Source organism: Pseudoduganella lurida, assembly GCF_007830455.1.
Classification (GTDB): Bacteria; Pseudomonadota; Gammaproteobacteria; order Burkholderiales; family Burkholderiaceae_D; genus Rugamonas; species Rugamonas lurida.
In genome coordinates this window covers 199,843-217,354 of sequence record NZ_VLLB01000007.1, presented here as the reverse complement: position 1 = coordinate 217,354, position 17,512 = coordinate 199,843, and the positions used below count along the sequence as shown (strand labels likewise).

The 17,512-nt window shown below is 67.6% G+C and carries 18 protein-coding genes; 4 read left to right on the top strand and 14 right to left on the bottom strand.

Annotated features, from left to right (window positions below; all coding sequences use genetic code 11):
- Positions 1-7: 7 nt before the first annotated feature.
- Positions 8-1,420 carry a cytochrome b gene (locus IP91_RS19545; protein WP_145650907.1) on the bottom strand — a complete coding sequence of 471 codons (1,413 nt, stop codon included), beginning with the start codon at positions 1,418-1,420 and terminating at the stop codon, positions 8-10.
- A gap of 2 nt (positions 1,421-1,422) precedes the next feature.
- Positions 1,423-2,031 carry a ubiquinol-cytochrome c reductase iron-sulfur subunit gene (gene petA / locus IP91_RS19540; RefSeq protein ID WP_145650896.1) on the bottom strand — a complete coding sequence of 203 codons (609 nt, stop codon included), beginning with the start codon at positions 2,029-2,031 and terminating at the stop codon, positions 1,423-1,425.
- Between the two features lie 246 nt (positions 2,032-2,277).
- Here petA and mscL point away from each other — a divergent pair, with 246 nt between their 5' ends.
- From mscL to IP91_RS19525, 3 genes are read left to right on the top strand one after another with little or no spacing between them, the layout of a single operon-like run.
- Positions 2,278-2,712: a large conductance mechanosensitive channel protein MscL gene (mscL, locus tag IP91_RS19535; protein ID WP_145650894.1), complete on the top strand. Its 435-nt coding sequence runs from the start codon at positions 2,278-2,280 to the stop codon at positions 2,710-2,712.
- A gap of 17 nt (positions 2,713-2,729) precedes the next feature.
- The gene (locus tag IP91_RS19530) at positions 2,730-3,914 is read left to right on the top strand and encodes a Do family serine endopeptidase (protein WP_145650892.1); all 1,185 of its coding nucleotides are present in this window, start codon (positions 2,730-2,732) and stop codon (positions 3,912-3,914) included.
- Between the two features lie 12 nt (positions 3,915-3,926).
- Positions 3,927-4,619 (top strand): DUF2461 domain-containing protein, encoded by a 693-nt coding sequence (locus IP91_RS19525; RefSeq protein ID WP_145650886.1) that lies wholly within the window; start codon positions 3,927-3,929, stop codon positions 4,617-4,619.
- A 5-nt stretch (positions 4,620-4,624) separates the two neighbouring features.
- Here IP91_RS19525 and IP91_RS19520 read toward each other — a convergent pair whose 3' ends face one another.
- Positions 4,625-5,578 carry a LysR family transcriptional regulator gene (locus tag IP91_RS19520; protein ID WP_145650883.1) on the bottom strand — a complete coding sequence of 318 codons (954 nt, stop codon included), beginning with the start codon at positions 5,576-5,578 and terminating at the stop codon, positions 4,625-4,627.
- A gap of 89 nt (positions 5,579-5,667) precedes the next feature.
- Between IP91_RS19520 and IP91_RS19515 the strand changes: the two genes are divergently transcribed.
- Complete coding sequence (locus IP91_RS19515; RefSeq protein WP_145650881.1) at positions 5,668-6,762, top strand: tartrate dehydrogenase; 1,095 nt, start codon at positions 5,668-5,670, stop codon at positions 6,760-6,762.
- Between the two features lie 169 nt (positions 6,763-6,931).
- Here the strand turns inward: IP91_RS19515 and IP91_RS19510 are convergent, their stop codons facing one another.
- The 11 genes from IP91_RS19510 to IP91_RS19460 all read right to left on the bottom strand — a co-directional run bounded on the left by IP91_RS19510 (position 6,932) and on the right by IP91_RS19460 (position 17,505).
- Positions 6,932-7,492, bottom strand: coding sequence for a flavin reductase family protein (locus IP91_RS19510; protein WP_145650879.1), 561 nt, complete (start codon positions 7,490-7,492; stop codon positions 6,932-6,934).
- 65 nt (positions 7,493-7,557) lie between these two features.
- The gene (locus tag IP91_RS19505) at positions 7,558-8,676 is read right to left on the bottom strand and encodes a LytR C-terminal domain-containing protein (RefSeq protein WP_145650877.1); all 1,119 of its coding nucleotides are present in this window, start codon (positions 8,674-8,676) and stop codon (positions 7,558-7,560) included.
- Positions 8,677-8,690: 14 nt separating this feature from the next.
- Positions 8,691-9,680: a type II secretion system F family protein gene (locus tag IP91_RS19500; RefSeq protein ID WP_145650870.1), complete on the bottom strand. Its 990-nt coding sequence runs from the start codon at positions 9,678-9,680 to the stop codon at positions 8,691-8,693.
- Positions 9,677-10,651 (bottom strand): type II secretion system F family protein, encoded by a 975-nt coding sequence (locus tag IP91_RS19495; protein WP_145650861.1) that lies wholly within the window; start codon positions 10,649-10,651, stop codon positions 9,677-9,679. Before IP91_RS19495 ends, IP91_RS19500 begins: the two co-directional genes overlap by 4 nt.
- A 9-nt stretch (positions 10,652-10,660) precedes the next feature.
- Complete coding sequence (locus tag IP91_RS19490; RefSeq protein WP_145650852.1) at positions 10,661-12,007, bottom strand: TadA family conjugal transfer-associated ATPase; 1,347 nt, start codon at positions 12,005-12,007, stop codon at positions 10,661-10,663.
- 14 nt (positions 12,008-12,021) lie between these two features.
- Complete coding sequence (locus IP91_RS19485) at positions 12,022-13,206, bottom strand: CpaE/TadZ family protein (protein ID WP_145650844.1); 1,185 nt, start codon at positions 13,204-13,206, stop codon at positions 12,022-12,024.
- Between the two features lie 21 nt (positions 13,207-13,227).
- Positions 13,228-13,821 (bottom strand): TadE/TadG family type IV pilus assembly protein, encoded by a 594-nt coding sequence (locus IP91_RS19480; RefSeq protein WP_145650836.1) that lies wholly within the window; start codon positions 13,819-13,821, stop codon positions 13,228-13,230.
- On the bottom strand, positions 13,811-14,263 hold the full coding sequence (locus IP91_RS19475) for a TadE/TadG family type IV pilus assembly protein (protein ID WP_145650826.1): 453 nt from the start codon (positions 14,261-14,263) through the stop codon (positions 13,811-13,813). The genes IP91_RS19480 and IP91_RS19475 overlap by 11 nt, the downstream gene beginning before the upstream one ends.
- Positions 14,260-15,726 carry a pilus assembly protein TadG-related protein gene (locus tag IP91_RS19470; RefSeq protein WP_145650816.1) on the bottom strand — a complete coding sequence of 489 codons (1,467 nt, stop codon included), beginning with the start codon at positions 15,724-15,726 and terminating at the stop codon, positions 14,260-14,262. The genes IP91_RS19475 and IP91_RS19470 overlap by 4 nt, the downstream gene beginning before the upstream one ends.
- Positions 15,723-16,007: a hypothetical protein gene (locus tag IP91_RS19465; RefSeq protein ID WP_145650814.1), complete on the bottom strand. Its 285-nt coding sequence runs from the start codon at positions 16,005-16,007 to the stop codon at positions 15,723-15,725. Before IP91_RS19465 ends, IP91_RS19470 begins: the two co-directional genes overlap by 4 nt.
- A gap of 7 nt (positions 16,008-16,014) precedes the next feature.
- Complete coding sequence (locus IP91_RS19460) at positions 16,015-17,505, bottom strand: type II and III secretion system protein family protein (protein ID WP_145650811.1); 1,491 nt, start codon at positions 17,503-17,505, stop codon at positions 16,015-16,017.
- Positions 17,506-17,512: the final 7 nt, after the last annotated feature.

Here is a 17,512-nt window from a genome sequence, read left to right as displayed (position 1 = left end):
GGCTGACTCAATGCGCGGCATAGACGACGCGGTCCGGGACCTTCTTGAAGGTGCCCATCTCGCTCCACCACGGCATCAGCAGGAAGAACGCGAAGTAGTACAGCGTGGCCACCTGCGACACGATCGTGCCGATCACGGACGGCGGCTGCGTGCCCAGGTAGCCCAGCGTGACGAAGGTGACCGCCAGCAGCGCGTACAGGTACTTGTGCCAGTCCGGACGATAGCGGATCGATTTCACCGGCGAGTGGTCCAGCCACGGCAGGAAGGCCAGGATCACGACGGAGCTGCCGAAGAACACCACGCCCCAGAACTTCGCGTCCAGCACCTGCGGCAGCATGCCGACGATGGCCACGATGGCGATCACGGCAATGACGGCCTTGGTGCGGAACGCCAGCTTCGACTTCAGCCACAGGAACGACACGTAGGCGGCGACGGCCACCATCAGCACCCACATGAAGTCCGCGGTCGTTGCGCGCAGCACCGAGTAGAACGGCGTGAAGTACCAGGTCGGCGCGATGTGCAGCGGCGTCTTCAGCGAGTCGCCCGGCAGGAAGTTGTTGTATTCCAGGAAATAGCCGCCCATTTCCGGCGCAAAGAACACCACCGCCGAGAAGATGAACAGGAACACGGAGACGCCGAACAGGTCATGCACCGTGTAGTAAGGGTGCGAAGGGATCGAATCGACCGGGTGGCCGTCCGGGCCCAGGTTCTCCTTCACCTCGATGCCGTCCGGGTTCGACGAACCCACTTCGTGCAGCGCGATCAGGTGCGCCGCCACCAGGCCCAGCAGCACCAGCGGGATGGCGATCACGTGGAACGCGAAGAAGCGGTTCAGGGTCGCATCGGAGACGACGTAGTCGCCGCGGATCCACAGCGACAGGTCCGGCCCGATCAGCGGAATGGCGCCGAACAGGTTGACGATCACCTGCGCGCCCCAGTACGACATCTGGCCCCACGGCAGCAGGTAGCCGAAGAACGCCTCGGCCATCAGGCACAGGAAGATGGCGAAGCCGAACAGCCAGATCAGCTCCCGCGGCTTGCGGTACGAGCCGTACAGCAGCCCGCGCGTCATGTGCAGGTAGACGATGATGAAGAACGCCGAGGCGCCGGTCGAGTGCATGTAGCGCACCAGCCAGCCCCACGGCACTTCGCGCATGATGTATTCGACGGAGGCGAACGCCAGGTTGGCGTCCGGCTTGTAGTGCATCGTCAGGAAGATGCCGGTGACGATCTGCAACACCAGCACGAACATGGCCAGCGAGCCGAAGATGTACCAGAAATTGAAGTTCTTCGGGGCATAGTAGCGGCCCCACTGGTCGTTCCACAGTTTCGACAGGGGGAAGCGGTCATCGACCCACCCCAGCGCTTTTTGTGCTGCCGGCGCATCCGCCGGCAGTTTCGTCTCCTTGAATGCGCCCATCGTTAAGCCTCGCCTTTTTCGTCTTTGCCGATCAGGATGCGGGTATCGCTCAGGTACATATGCCGGGGCACCACGAGGTTGTCGGGTGCCGGCTTGTTCTTGAAGACGCGGCCGGCCAGGTCGAACGTGGAACCGTGGCACGGGCACAGGAAGCCGCCTTCCCAGTTGTCCGGCAGCGAAGGCTGCGGGCCGGGGGCGAACTTGGTGGAAGGAGAACAGCCCAGGTGGGTGCAGATGCCGATGGCGACCAGCAGTTCGGGCTTGCGCGAGCGGTGCTCGTTGATGCAGTACTCGGGAGTGAATTCGTCCGGATTGCGTTTCGAGTCCGGATCGGCGACTTCCTTGTCGGTCTGTTTCAGCGAGGACAGCATCTCCGGCGTGCGGCGCAGGATCCAGACGGGTTTGCCGCGCCACTCGACGGTGCGCATCTCGCCGGGCTGCAGGGTGGCGATGTCGACTTCGACGGGGGCGCCGGCCGCCTTGGCACGCTCGGAAGGTTGAAAGGTACTGACCAGGACACCTGCGGTACTCAATCCAACCACGCCGCCCGCTGCGCATGTTGCCGCTAGCAGACCTCGCCGGCTGGGATCGACAAGCTTCTCAATGCTCATACACACCCCAATCTTATAGAAATCGTTTATTTGATATGGGACAACAGACCATCTGGCAACACAAAATTATAAGTGAACCCTTCGGCTTATTAAAGCGAAACGTTGCACAAGTAAAAAGAGTTCCGATGCTGCGGTGCAGGGTAAATCGGCCGCCATCCGCCCTGCGCCGCCTCGTACGGCAGTGTTTGAGCGCAGCAATGAAAACCCGTTATGATCCCGGCAGTACCAACTATTCGGGAGGAAGTCATGGCCATATTGCAGGAATTTAAACAGTTCGCGATGCGCGGCAACGTCATCGACCTGGCGGTGGGCGTGATCATCGGCGCCGCATTCAGCAAGATCGTCGATTCGCTGGTGCAGGACATCATCATGCCGCCCATCGGCAAGCTGATCGGCGGGCTCGATTTCGCCAACTACTACGTGCCGCTGAACCACCAGGACCCGCACCTGTCGCTGGCCGAGGCCAAGAAGCTCGGCGCGGTGCTCGCCTACGGGAACTTCCTCACCATCCTGTTAAACTTCCTCATCCTGGCGTTCGTGATCTTCCAGATGGTGCGGCTGGTGCATGCCGCGCGCAAGCGCCTGGAAGAAGTGGAACATCCGGCCAAGCCGTCCGAACCGGCGCCGCCGCCGGAAGACATCGTGCTGCTGCGCGAGATCCGCGACGCCCTGAAAAAATAAACCTCTAACAAAGCTCCATGCGACGACTCTGGTTATTGTTTGCGCAAGCGGTGACCATCGTCCTGGCACTGTATTTCGTCTATTCCGCGATGCGGCCCGAGTGGCCGCGCGATGCCGCCACGTCCCGGCCCGGCACCGTGCAGCAGCTGGGCACGCCCAGCCAGCCGGCCACCGCGCTGGTGGCGGCGCCGGCACCCACCGCCAACTCGTTCCGCTCCGCGGCGGGACGGGCCATGCCGGCCGTCGTCAATATCCTTACCTCGAAAGCGGTCAAGACCCAGCACCCGCTGCTGCGCGATCCTTATTTCAAGCGCTTCTTCGGTGACCGGGGCGGCGAAGGTGATGGCGAGGACGACGAGGACGACGACCAGAACAGCCTCGGCTCCGGCGTGATCGTCAGCCCGGATGGCTACATCCTCACCAACTACCACGTGGTGGAAGCGGCCGACGAGATCGAGGTCGTGCTGGCCGATGGCCGCAAGGCGTCCGCCAAGCTGGTGGGCACCGATCCGGAGACGGACCTGGCCGTCATCAAGATCAGCCTGACGCAGCTGCCCGCCATCGTGCTGGGCAATGCCGACCAGGCCCGCGTGGGCGACGTGGTGCTGGCCATCGGCAACCCGTTCGGCGTGGGCCAGACGGTCACCATGGGCATCATCTCCGCGCTGGGCCGCAACAACCTGCACATCAACCATTTCGAGAACTTCATCCAGACGGATGCGGCGATCAACTTCGGCAACTCGGGCGGCGCGCTGATCGACACCAGCGGCAACCTCCTCGGCATCAATTCGGCGATCTATTCGCAGACCGGCGGCTCGGTGGGCATCGGCTTCGCGATCCCGGTCAGCACGGCGAAGATGGTGATGGAGTCGATCATCCGGAACGGCCACGTGGTGCGCGGCTGGATCGGGGTGGAGTCGCAGGAGATCACGCCGGAACTGGCGCAGAGCTTCGGCCTGAAGCGCGACAGCGGCGCCATCATTGCCGGCATCGTGCGCAACGGCCCGGCGGACAAGGCCGGCATGAAGCCGGGCGACATCCTGCTGTCCGTGGAAGGCAAGCCGGTGCGCGACACCAACGAGATGCTGAACCTGATCGCCCAGCTGCAGCCGGGCGGGAAAGCCACGATGCGCGTGCTGCGCAAGAACCGCGAGACCGACCTCGCCATCACGGTGGGCAAGCGCCCGCCACAGAAAAAGTAATCAAGAGATTCCATGCATATCCGTGACCTGACCGGCTACCTGCGCGAGCTGGCCGACAACAACAACCGTCCGTGGTTCGTGATGAACAAGCCGCGCTACGACATCCTGCGCGAGGAATTCGTCGAACTCGTCACCCAGGTGATCGCCGAGACGGGCAAGTTCGACAAGGAAGTGAAGTTCTGCAATCCGAAGAAGGCGATCTTCCGCATCAACCGCGACGTGCGCTTCGCCCACGACAAGAGCCCGTACAAGACGCATTTCTCGGCCGCGCTGGCACCGAGCGACCTGCGCCGCCCCAGCCAGTCCGGCGGTCCCACGTTCTATTTTCAACTGAACGGCAAGGGCCAGGTGCAGTTCGGCGCCGGCGAATACATGCCGCCACCGCACCGGCTGCGCGCGCTGCGCCGCCACATGGTGGAAGACGCGGCGGGCTTCCGCAAGGCGCTCAACAACAAGGGGCTGAAAGCCACCTACGGCACCATCCAGGACGAGGGCAAGCTGCAGCGCCCGCCGAAGGGCTTCGATCCGGACCACGAGCACATCGAGTTCATCAAGCTGAAAAGCTTCTTCGTGTGGACCGACGTGGACCTGGACCTGAACGACCCGGACGCGCTGCTGCCGATGATCGTCGACGGCTTCAAGGCCGCGCTGCCGCTGGTGCAGTGGATGCGCGCCGCGAAGGTCGACGAAGTCGAAGAAGCCTGAGCTGACTACAGCCGAGCCCGTGTCCTGGTGCCTGGCACCAGGACACGGGCTCGGCTGTACTGGGCGGGCGCCTTCAGGAACGCTTCCAGGAATTCGACGCACACCCGCAGCTTGGCCGAAGCCGAGAGGCGCGACGGGTAGATGGCCCACACGTCGGCGGGCTGCTCGTAGGCGGGCAGCACGCGCACCAGGTCGCCGCGCGACAACGCCGGAGCCACGTCCCACAGCGAGCGCAGGATGATGCCGTGGCCGTCCAGCGCCCACTGGTGGACGACTTCGCCATTGGTGGCCGACAGCGGCCCGCCCACTTTCACGCTCTCTTCGCCATCCAGCCCCTGTAGCACCCAGCGGCCGAAATCCTCGTGCCGTTCGCGGATGACGATGCAATAGTGCCCCGCCAGTTCGGCCAGGGTGCCTGGCGTGCCGTGCTTTTCCAGGTAGGCCGGCGCCGCGCACAGCACCCGCGCGTTGATGGCGATGCGCCGCGAGATCAGGTGCGGCTCATGCGCCTGGCCGACCCGCACGTCCAGATGAAAATCCTCGCCGATCAGGTCCACCGAGCGGTCCAGCAGTTCCAGCTGGATCTCCAGCGCCGGATAGCGCTGCGCCAGCGCGGACAGGGCCGGCGCCACGCGGTTGCGGCCGAAGCCGGAGCTGGTGCAGATGCGCAAGAGGCCGGCCGGCGCCATCTTCTCCGTCGATACCGCCTCGCCCATCTGCTCGACGTCCTCCAGGATGCGCAGCGCCCAGCCGTGCACCACCTGGCCCTGTTCCGTGACGGCGACCGTGCGCGTGGTCCGGTGCAGCAGCCGCACGCCCATCGCATCCTCCAGCACGGCGATGCGCTTGCTGACAAAAGCGTTCGACACGCCCAGCGCGCGCGCCGTGGCCGCAAAGCTTTTGTGGCGGACGACGGCGGCAAACAGCGCAAGGTCGTCCAGCTGGGGAGGATTGTTCACGATTCGTGCATGATGAAGTAACGATTCTCCAGATTATATCCACCTTGTATCCGCGCTATGCTGTGTCCATCACATCGAAGGAGACGAGCATGAGCACCGCAGCCAACATCAAACGCATCGCCGTGATCGCCGGCGACGGCATCGGCAAGGAAGTGATGCCGGAGGGCCTGCGCGCGCTGCGTGCCGCCGCCGGCAGGTTCGATCTGCCCCTGGAATTCACCACCTTCGCATGGGCAAACTGCGATTACTACGCCGAGCACGGCAAGATGATGCCGGACGACTGGTACGCGCAGCTGAAGGACTTCGACGCGATCTACTTCGGCGCGGTGGGCTGGCCGGACACGGTGCCGGACCACGTGTCGCTGTGGGGCTCGCTGCTGCAGTTCCGCCGGCAGTTCGACCAGTACGTCAACCTGCGCCCCGTGCGCCTGATGCCGGGCGTGCCCTGCCCGCTGGCGAACAAGCAGCCGGGCGACATCGACTTCTACGTGGTGCGCGAGAACACGGAGGGCGAGTATTCGTCCGTGGGCGGCCGCCTCTTCGAAGGCACGGAACGCGAGACGGTCATGCAGGAATCCGTGTTCACCCGCCACGGCACCGACCGCATCCTGAAATACGCGTTCGAGCTGGCGCAGTCGCGGCCGAAGAAGCACCTGACCTCCGCCACCAAGTCGAACGGCATCTCGATCAGCATGCCGTACTGGGACGAGCGCGTCGTGGCGATGGCCCCCTTCTACCCCGAAGTGAAGTGGGACAAGTACCACATCGACATCCTGTGCGCCCGCTTCGTGCTGAGCCCCGAACGCTTCGATGTCGTCGTGGCCTCGAACCTGTTCGGCGACATCCTGTCCGACCTGGGCCCGGCCTGCACGGGCACCATCGGCATCGCGCCCTCGGCCAACCTGAATCCGGAGCGCGCCTTCCCGTCGCTGTTCGAGCCGGTGCACGGCTCGGCGCCGGACATCTACGGTCGCAACATCGCCAACCCGGTGGCCATGATCTGGAGCGGCGCGATGATGCTGGAATTCCTGGGCAACGGCGACGCGGCCTTCCAGTCGGCGCACGATGCGCTGATGGCGGCGGTCGAGACGGTGCTGAAGGACGGCCCGCACACGCCGGACATGGGGGGCGCTGCCTCGACCACGCAGATGGGCGAAGCGATCGCCGCCCTGCTCGAGGATTGAAACGCTAGGGAAGCGCTGATTTATTGCTGGTGGATGAGATTAGTCCTGAAAAACGTGTTCAGCAAGACGCAAATTCCCCGTCATACCGGGGTATGGCGGGGAATTTGTGGCGCAGCTGGGCGCGTTTTCTCAGGGCTAGGATCGCCGCCATGAATAAATCAGCGGTTCCCTAGGGCAGCATCTCCGGCCTGAATGCGCTCCGGCGGCTGACCTGCCGGCCGGAGACCATGAACTGCCCGTCGCCGCGGTAGTGGATGGTCTGCGGCACCTTCGGCGACGGGGCCACGTGCGCCTTCACCACCTCCCACACGAACAGGCCGTAGCGCGCCACCAGCGCATCGTCATGCAGCCGGCATTCGAAGCTGGCGTGGCATTCGGCGATCAGCGGCGCCTTCACCAGCGTACCTTCCTGCGCCGTCAGGCCGAAGTGGTCGAACTTGTCGATGTCGGCACCGCTCGTGTTGCCGATGCCGACCACCGTGTCGATCAGTGCGAAGGTCGGCAGGTTGATCACGCATTCGCGGCTGCGCCTGACCAGTTCGTGGGTGTGGTTGCCGGATGCGATCACGCATGCCAGCAGCGACGGCGCGAAGTCCACCACCATGTGCCAGCCCATCGTCATGATGTCGCGTTCGCCGCGCCACTGCGAGCTGACCAGCACCACCGGCCCCGGTTCCAGGAATTGCCGGACCCTCTCCAGCGGAAAATCTGCCCTTCGTTCGTGCCGCACCTGTCGTCCTCGCCGTCATGTTTCCGACACCTTAGCGGAACGGCGCTGGCAGCGGAGCACGCGTGTCAGGGCACCGCCCGGCCGCCTGCCGGTACATGAACGGCGGCCCGCGCCACCCGCGCGCGCTGGTCCCGTCCGAGCACGATGCGCAGGTCCGCCGTCGTGGTGCTTCCGGCCATTGGAAGCGGTGTCGCCAGACCCAGGCGACCGGCCAGTGCCCGTGCCACCGATGCGATATCCGCCGTGCCGCGGTACTCGATGCGCGTGACGGGCACCGTATAGGGCCGGGCGTTCGTGATCCGCACCGATTGCCACGCCTGGTCCTGCAGCCGGCGCGCCCACGCAGCCGCCATGCCGCGTACGCCGTTGCCGTTGCTGATTTCGAGGTGCAGCGCAGGGGTGGTGGCCACCGGCCGTGGGCCGGAAGAAGGCGGTGCGGCCAGTGCTTCCGGCGCCGCGATGCGGTGCACCTCGACCACGGCCCCGGCCTGCCGCAGTTCGGTGCGGGCCATGCCGGCCGGCCACGGCGTCACGTCGCGCGCGCTTTCTGCCACGCTTCCTGCAACGCTTCCTGCCACCCCTTCTGCCGTCCCGGCGCCTGGCGGCATGGATGCGGTGGCCCCGGCCAGTCCGTAATCGCGCCGGATGTCATGGGTGCGCAGCGTGCGCGCCTGCTTCGTCATGCGCAGCGCCCGCGCCGTGTCGCCGGCGGCCGCCAGCACCGCGGCCAGCTGTTCCCACGTCTGCGGCTGCAGCGGATCGAGCACGCAGGCCTGTTCCAGCAGGGTTACCGCCTCATCGTACCCGCCCTGCAGGTACAACGCATAGCCCAGGTTCCCGAGCAGGAAGGCGCGCTCGCCCGGTGCCGCGTCCGCGCTTTCCGCCACAAGCGTGCGCCACAGCGCGATGGCGCCAGCGTAGTCGCCCTGCCCGGCCCGCAGCACGGCCAGGCCGTTGCGCGCGGCGCGGTGCCGCGGGTCCACCTGCAGTGCCAGCTGCCAGGCCTGGCGGGCCTGCACCAGCCGGCCGGCGCCGTGCTCCACGCGGCCCAGCGTGTAGTAGGCGTCCGCACCGAGGAAGGCGGTGCCGGCGCCATCCGGAATCCGTGACGCCGGCGGCGTGCCGCAGGCCAGCAGCAGTGCTCCGGTGCAGGCGGCGGCCATCAGTTTGCGTGTCGTGCGCATATCGTTCTCCGTATTCAGCGCTGGCCGGACATCGCCGGCAGCACCACCTGGATCATCTGCAGCGCGGCCGGCCCGACGAGCACCAGCATCAGCGTGGGGAACATGCAGAAGATCAGCGGGAACAGCAGCTTCAGGCCGATCTTCGCGGCCGCCTCCTCCGCCAGCAGCGTGCGCTTGTGCCGCAGGTTGTCGGCATGCACGCGCAGCGAGTCGCCCATGCTGGTGCCGAAGCGCTCGGCCTGGATCAGCATCGCCACCAGCGTGTCGACATCGTCCACGCCGCTCCTCAGCGCGAAGTTGCGCAGCGCCTTCTCCTTCGTGAACCCGGCGCGCATCTCCATCAGCACCAGCTGCAGCTCCTGCGCCAGCACGCGGCTCTTCACGTCGATCTCGGCCGCCACCTTGGTCAGCGCCCGCTCCATCGACAGGCCCGCTTCCACGCACACCGTCAGCAGGTCCAGCGCATCGGGAATGTTCTCGAAGATCTCGCGCTGGCGCCGCTGCGCGGTACGCGACAGCACGCCGTTCGGCAGGTAGTAGCCGAGGGCCGCGGCCGTGAACAGCAGCATCAGGAAGCCGTTGCCGATACCGCCGCTGGCGCTGGCCACCAGCACCGCCAGCACGGCGGGCAGGCCCAGCGACAGCACGGTCTTGGCGGCGAAATACAGCGTGGGCGCGGACGGATGGCGCCAGCCGGCATTGATGAACTTCGTGCGCAGCGGCGAGCGTTCCCACCCTTCCTCCGGCAGCGACAAGCGGGTGAGCGGCCGGGCGGCACGCGCCACCCGCTCGATCCATTGTCCCTCCCCCGCCGCCTCACTGGCCGCACTGCCGACCACACTGCCGGCCGCACTGCCGGTCGCGCCACTCCCTTCAGCGCCGCTGCGGAACGCGCGCAGCCGTTCACGCAGCGGCATCGGCGAGAAGATCGCCATCCCCGCCAGCACCACCGTGGCCACCACCAGGAACACCACGCACAGGAAGACCAGCTGGGCGGCGTTCATACGCGGATCCTCACCACCTGGCGCATCCACAGCATCCCCAGCAGCATCGCGCCGGCGGCGCACCACAGCATCCGGATGCCGGACGGCGTGGTCCACAGCATGCTCACGTATTTGTGATTGACCACGCTCATGAACGCCAGCATCACCAGCGGCAGCAGGCCCAGGATCCAGGCCGACATGCGCCCTTCCGCCGACAGCACGCGGATCTGCCCCTGCAGCTTCAGCCGGGCCCGCGTCAGGCGGCTGATGTTGCCCAGCAGCTCGGCCAGGTTGCCGCCCGATTCGCGCTGGATCAGCACGGCCAGCACGAAGTAGCGCAGGTCCGTCAGCGGAATGCGCGCGGCCAGGTTGTGCAGCGCCTCGTTCATCGGCACGCCGTAGTTGACCTCCTCGTAGGTGGCCTTGAATTCACCACCGATCGGATCGGCGATCTCGTCGCCCACCATGCGCAGCACGTTGGCGAACGAGTGGCCGGCGCGCAGCGCACGGGCCAGGAAATCGGCCGCCTCGGGCAACTGCGCCTCGATCTTCTTGAGCCGTGCACCGCGCGCCCGCAGCAGCAGCCAGTAGGGTGCCCCGGCGGCGGCCGCGAGCAGCAGGCAGGCCGCCGGCAGCGGCACCGGCATCGCCAGCAGCACGCACACGGCAGCGGCCAGCAGCAGCACGGAGCAGCCCAGGAAGCGCGCCACCTGCCAGCGCACGCCGGACTGCAGCAGCAGCCGGTCCAGCACCGCCAGCTGCGGCACGGCGCGCAGCCAGCCTTCCAGCAGCGGCGACACGGCATAGCGGCGCTGCTTCAGGATGCTGATGCGCTCGCCCCGCTCGTCGCGGCCGGCCATCAGGTCGAGCCGGCGCGCGATGCGGCGCGCACCGCGCCCATGCGATGTGCTCCACCACAGCCAGGCCCCTTCCACCATGAAGATCACGGCGGCAAACAGCAGCACGGTGAACGCTGTGAACACCATATCCATCGCCGCCTCCTATTCGAACACGCGGTCCGGATCGAACACGCTTTCCGGCACGGGGGCGCCGAACAGCTTCAGGCGGTCGGCGAAGCGGGGCCGCACGCCCGTCGCATAGAAGTGGCCCTGCACCTTGCCGTTGCCGTCCACGCCGGTCTGCTCGAAGCGGAAGATCTCCTGCATCGCGATCACGTCGCCTTCCATGCCCGTCACTTCCTGCAGGCTGACGAGCTTCCTCGCGCCATCCGTCAGCCGCGACACCTGCATCACCACCGTCACGGCGGAGGCAATCTGCTGGCGCGTGGCGCGCGGCGTCAGGTTCACGCCGGACATGCCGACCATGTTCTCCAGCCGCGACAGCGCATCGCGCGGCGTGTTCGAGTGGATCGTCGCCAATGACCCCTCATGGCCCGTGTTCATCGCCTGCAGCATGTCGACCGCCTCGGCGCCGCGCACCTCGCCCAGGATGATGCGGTCGGGCCGCATGCGCAGCGCATTGCGCACCAGCGCGCGCTGGTTCACTTCGCCCTTGTTCTCGATGTTGGCGGGCCGCGTCTCCAGCCGCACCACATGCGGCTGGCGCAGCGCCAGTTCCGCCGCATCCTCGATCGTCACGATGCGCTCGGCCGGCGGGATGAAGCCGGACAGCACGTTGAGCAGCGTGGTCTTGCCGCTGCCCGTGCCGCCGGAGATCAGGATGTTCACCTTGGCGTGGCCCAGCGCCTCCAGCACCTGCTGCATCGGCGGCGTCAGGCTCTTGTACTCGATCAGGTTGGCCATCGTCAGCGGATGCGCGGAGAAGCGCCGGATCGACAGGATCGGCCCGTCCACCGCCAGCGGCGGGATGATCGCGTTGACGCGCGAGCCGTCCGGCAGCCGCGCATCGACCATCGGGCTCGATTCGTCGACGCGGCGCCCGACCCGGCTGACGATCTTCTCGATGATCTTCATCAGGTGGGCATTGTCGTTGAACGTCACGTCCGTCAGTTCCAGCCGGCCGGCCCGTTCCACGTACACCTTCGCGTGCGTGTTGACGAGGATGTCCGAGATGCCGGGATCGGACAGCAGCCGCTCCAGCGGGCCGAAGCCGAGCATCTCGTGCTGGATGTCCAGCACCAGGTGGTGGCGCTCGCTCTGGTTCAGCACGATGCGCTCGTCCTCGATGATGCGCTGGACCAGCAGCGCCAGCTCGTGCTTGAACTGCTCCGGCGTCAGGCGCTTCAGGCGCTCCAGGTCGATGCGGTCCAGGATCAGCTGGTGCATCGTGGCCTTCAGCTCCTGGTATGCGGCCTGCGACTGCACGGGCAGCGTGATGGTGTTGTTGCGGGTGTCCTCGACGGCGGCGAGGCGTTCGCGCAGGCTCATGGTGTGCTCCTTTCTCAGGCGCCCTTGACGGCGGAATCCGTTTCGCCGCGGCCGAACAGCCGGTCGAACAGGCCCTTCGCTTCGGTGACGCGGCGCTCCGTCACCAGTTCCACCAGGTCGGCCAGGCTGCGCGCCACCGGACTGCTGCGCGACAGCTGCAGCACGGGGATGCCCTGGTTGACGGAATCGGTCGCGGACAGGTAGTCGTTCGGCACCGTGTGCACCACGTCCGCGCCCAGCGCATGTTCCAGGTCGGACAGGCGCAGCTTGCCGCCCTTCTCGTAGCGGTTGACGATCAGCCGGGTGCGTTCGGCCGGATAGCCCAGCGAACGGAAGATGTCGAGCAGGCGGCGCCCGTCGCGGATGTCCGGCAGGGCCAGCTGCAGCACCGGGTAGATCGTGTCGGCGCTGTCGAGCGCGCGCAGCGACAGCGCATCGATCTGGCGGCCCACGTCCAGCACCACGTAGTCGTAATGCTGGCGCGCCACGCGCAGGATCGTGTCCATGTGCTCCGGCTTCATGTCCACCGCCTGGGTGGGATCGTCGGCGCCGGCCAGCACGCCGAAGCCCGCCGTCACGTGCACTAGGCACGATTCGAGGAAGGCGCCGTCCATGCGGTTGATCTGGCGGCAGATGTCGGACAGCGTCATCGTCGGCTTCTGGTCGGAGACATACAGCGTGGCGTCGCCGAACTGGCCGTGCAGGTCGATCAGCAGCACCTTCTTTTCCGCCAGCGCGGCCAGTGCGTAGCCGAAATTCGTGGCCAGGAAGGTGGCGCCGCTGCCGCCCTTGCAGGCGATGAAGGCCAGCACCTTGCCATCGCGCATGCGGGTGATGCCCGCCTCGATCTCGATGCGGTCCATCGCTTCGTGGAAGGCGCGGTGCACCAGCGGCAGCTGCAGCACCTCGCGCATGCCGGCGCGCATGGCGCGGATCAGCAGGTCCTGGTGCGCCTCGCGCGCCAGCAGCAGGAAGCGCGCCTCCGGATACAGGCGCTGCAGCCGTTCCACCAGGTCCCACTCGCCCGGCCCGCCGGCATCGAAGATCACCAGGTCGGGCGAATCGGGCAGGATGCGGTCGGCCGCATCGCGCAGGCCCTGGCGTGAGGCGATGAGCTGCACGGCCGGCATGCGCGCCGAACCCTGCGCGGCGATCTCGGCGTGCAGCTGGCTGTCCTTGCTGATCATGAGGGCTTTCATGGTGGGGTCCTTGTCGTGTCCTTAGGGTGGGAGACAGTGGTTGACGCCGGGCCGGTAGCCCAGCATCTCGGCCTTGACGAGGGTGGCGGCCATCGGCACGTGCATGGCGTCGAAGCCGGGCACCAGGCCTGTCATCGGCCGGTAGGGCAGCGCCGTGCAGTTGCCGGTGGCACTGGCGCACAGGCTGGCGCGGATGAAGCGGATGCACGAGGCGCCGTTCGCGTCCTGCGCGCAGTTGGCCAGGTTCGCCTGCGGGCAGGCGGGCATCGCCGTCACGGGCACGTACGCGCCACCGGCATCCTGCGACAGGTATTCGATGCGCAGCTTGCCCGTATCGATCTCCGGCGCCAGCGGCAGCCTGGCGACGGTGCCGCTGCTGCTGCCGAACAGCGCATCCGCGCGCAGGGCCGCCATCGCGGTGCCACTGGAAAAATCCGTGACGGCGGCGCCGCGCGCGGCACGGCGCGTGACTTCCTGCACCGTGTTGAACAGGAACAGTGCCCGGGCCACTTCCAGCGTGCCGAACACGAGGCCGAGGAACACGAGCAAGGTCATTGCCAGTTCCACGGTGACGGCGCCGCGCGCGGCCGGGTAGCGGAATGGTTCAGGGCACATAGTTCAGGGAGGACGACAGTACGATCTCGAGGATCCCGCCCGTCAGGTAGCCATCCGGATCGCCGAACAGCGTGTCCTCGAAGATCAGCGCGGCGGTGACATCGACCTTGTTGACGGCCAGCGTGAAGCACGCGTTGTCATTGCACTTCACGGTGATCGTTTCGGGCGGCGGTTCCAGGTCCGTGCCGGCCGAGCGCAGCGCGGCGCGCACGCTGGCGTCGCCGAACAGCCGCATCGACGCGGCGGCGCCGGTGCCGCTCAGCCGCTCGACCGGCAGGGCCGACACGATGCGCACCGTGCTGTCCACGCTCTTCTGCAGCGCGGTCAGGTGCCAGGTCAGCCGGCCGAACAGCACCAGGCCGTTCAGCAGCACGAAGGCGAACAGCAGCACGATGACCATCTCGATGGCGGCCGTGCCGCGCTGGCGCTGATCGCGTTTCATCGGAAGATCTCCACGGTGCGCAGCCGGTCGGTCTGCGCCTGCGTCAGCACGCCGCCGAACTCGCCCGGCACCTCGCTGTCGGTGGCCGGTGCCGACAGCAGGAAGCGGCCCAGCGCCAGCACGCGCACCGTGGCCAGGCCGCTGGGCGGGACCGTGCTGCAGTCCAGCAGGGGCACCGTCAGCACGCGCCGCTCGGCGCGCGATGGCGTGGCCGGATCCGGCGTCTCGCGGATGAGTTTGTAAGGCGTGCTGGTCCAGGTGGGCGTATTCGCCACCGCCACGGTGGGCGGGTACAGGGTATTCCACGAATTCCGGCCGATCAGCGTGCCGTCCGGCCTGGCGGGCTGCGCGAATGCCCAGCGGATGCCGTAGTGGCCCGCCGGGAAGGTCTGCGCTGGCGACAGATCGGCAATCGTGGCCAGCGGCAGGCCGGCGCCGGACGAGGATCGGGCGCTGGGCTGCGTTGGCTGGGCATCGGTCGGATGCCAGGTGGCGCCAGCACCCGCGTAGTTCTTCACGTTGGTGTCCGGCGGCGCGCCGTTGCGCACGCAGGCATTCGTGCCGCTGTATGGCGCGGCGTATTGGCCAAAGCGCGAATTGAGCTGGGCGGCCAGGTGGAAGGCTTCGAGCCGCCGCAGGTTGGCCGCGAGCGCCGTGGTGCCGGTGCCCAGGCTGCCATAGGCCAGGGTGCCGCTGCACAGGAACGGCGCCACCACCGCATCGGTACTCGTGTCAGCCGTGGCGACCGTGCCGGGCGGCGCCAGCGGATCGAGGAAAAAATAGGCGCCGCTGCTGGCGCCCAGTGCCGGATTGAGGTTGAGCAGGTTGTAGGTGACGCCGGTGCGGAAGCCGTAGGTGATGGTCTCCAGCAGGCCGCCGCCGTTGTCGCGCTGCGTGGTCTGCTGGGTCTTCAGCGCGCAGATGGCCAGCGGCGTGACCTTCAGCGCGGCCTGGCCGGCCACCGCGGCGGCACCCACGTCGATCGGGCTGTCCGCGCCGACCAGTCCCATGAAGATCGGCCGCATCACATGCGCGGTGGACGCCAGCGCGCCGATATCGACGCGCGCATACCAGATGCCGGCCGGCGCCGCCGCCGCTTCCCCGGCCGACAGCCAGCCGCCCGCCGCATCCGGGCTGCTGTTGAAGCGCAGCGCCGCATCGGCATTCCACGGCAGGCTGTCGGCCAGGCCGACACGGTGAGTGGCGGCGTTCGTGGCGGCGGCCGTGACGGCGGTCGCCACGCCGGCCGCCGTGCCGTTCAGGCGCTGCGCGGCGGCCAGTGCGATGGCGTCGGCCGCGCCCTGCAGCTGCGCCTTGCGGAAATAGACCAGGCCCAGGTCCAGCACCAGCCCGGCAAAACCCAGGATCACGACCAGCGCGAACGCATACAGGATCAGGATGGCGCCCCGCTGGCGCGCGCGCCGCATGGCAGCAGCGGCATGGCGTGGTGCCCGGGGCATCATTTCGCACCGCTGACGCCGATGGTGAACGGACTGGCCGCGGACGGCGGCTCGGCGAACGATTTCTGGTAACGCTGCTGGGCCGCGGCCGCACTCGGGCCATCCATGCCGTCGACCGGGCGACCGTCGCGCGCCGCCTCGGGGTGCAGGACCTGGGCCGCGAACGCGGCGCGGGTGGCCATGCCGAAGCGGGCATCCCAGTGCGGCGTGGCGGCCGGGCTGGCACAGCCGGCCAGCATGCCGAGGCCGATGAGCAGGAGTGTCGTTTGAATGCGCGGGAGCATGGTCGCCTCACTTCAGCTGGAACGGGGAGGACTGCGCAGCGGCCGGTGCCGGTGCGGCGGCCGGCCCTTCGGCTTCCAGCCGCCCGCCAATGAACATCTCGGCGCGCCCGGCCGGCTGCAGCGCATCGGTGGGCAGGGCCTGGCCAGGTGGCAGCGGCTTGACCAGGTGCGCCGTGACGACGAACAGCAGCTCGCTGCGGTCGTGCTGGAAGTCCGTGCTGCGGAACAGCGTGCCCAGCACGGGCACCTCGCCCAGGCCGGGCAGCGCGTCGATATTGGTCACCTGGTTATTGCGGATCAGCCCGCCGATGGCGAAGCTCTGGCCGTCGAACAGCTGCACGGTCGTGGTGGCGCGGCGCGTGGTGATCAGCGGCAGGATGGCGTTGCCGACGATGCCGCTGGCGCTCAGGCCCACGCCGTTGCGCGACAGCTCGGAGACCTCCGGCGCCACCTTCAGGTTGATGCGCCCGCCCGCCAGCACGGTGGGCGTGAAGCGCAGGCCCACGCCGAATTCCTTTTCTTCCAGCGTGACCTTGTTGTTGTCCTGGGCCACCGGCACGAAGATCTTGCCGCCGGCGAGGAAACTACCCTCCTGGCCGCTGATCGCCATCACCGTCGGCTCGGCCAGCACGCGCACCAGGCCGTGGTTGCGTTCGCCATCGACGCGCAGGGCATTGTTGGCGGACTTGAACAGTTCGATGCCGCCCTTGAGCGTGCCGCTGAGGAAATTCGACAGCAGCGACGCGGTCCATTCGCCGCCCTTCAGGCGCACGGCGGTGCCGGCCTCCAGCTTGTCGAGCAAGGTCTTCGATACTTCGGCGATCTTCACTTCCAGCATCACCTGCTGCGGCGCGCCCACCGCCAGCAGGTTGACGATCCGCGCATTGCCACCCGGTGCCGCGGCAGCCCCCCCTTCGTCGGCCTTCACCAGGCCGCGGGCCGGGCGGCGCACGTAGGCCTGCGCCAGCTCCAGCACCTGGGCCAGCGTCGGCCCATCCGACACGGTGCCGCTCAGCACCAGCGAATCGGCGGCGGCCGTGACGGCGATGCCCTTTTCCTCCGGCAGCACGGCCGCCAGCGTGCCCTGCAGGCCGCCCGCATCCATCGCCACCGTCACCTCGATCACGCTGCAGTTGCCGCTTTTGCCCTGCACGATCATGTTGGTGCTGCCGACATCGACGCCCACCAGGTACAGCGTTTCCGGTGCCACCAGCATCGCCTGCAGCACGGCCGGATTGCCGACGCTGCGCTGCACGACGGGTTCCGGCAGCCGCATCAGCGTGGACTTGCCGAGCTGCAGTGCCAGGCGGCCCGGCGTGGCCGCTTCACCGCGGCAGCGCGGCCCCTCGGTGCGCGGCGCGGCAGGGTTCCTGGCCGGTGCTTCGGCTTCGGCGGCCGCCGGCGGTGCGATGACGGGATCGCGCACCGGCGTGACGGCACCGGTGCCGGTGCCGGCGGCCAGTGCCAGGACGAACAGGATGGCGGGACAGGTCTTCATCGCGGCT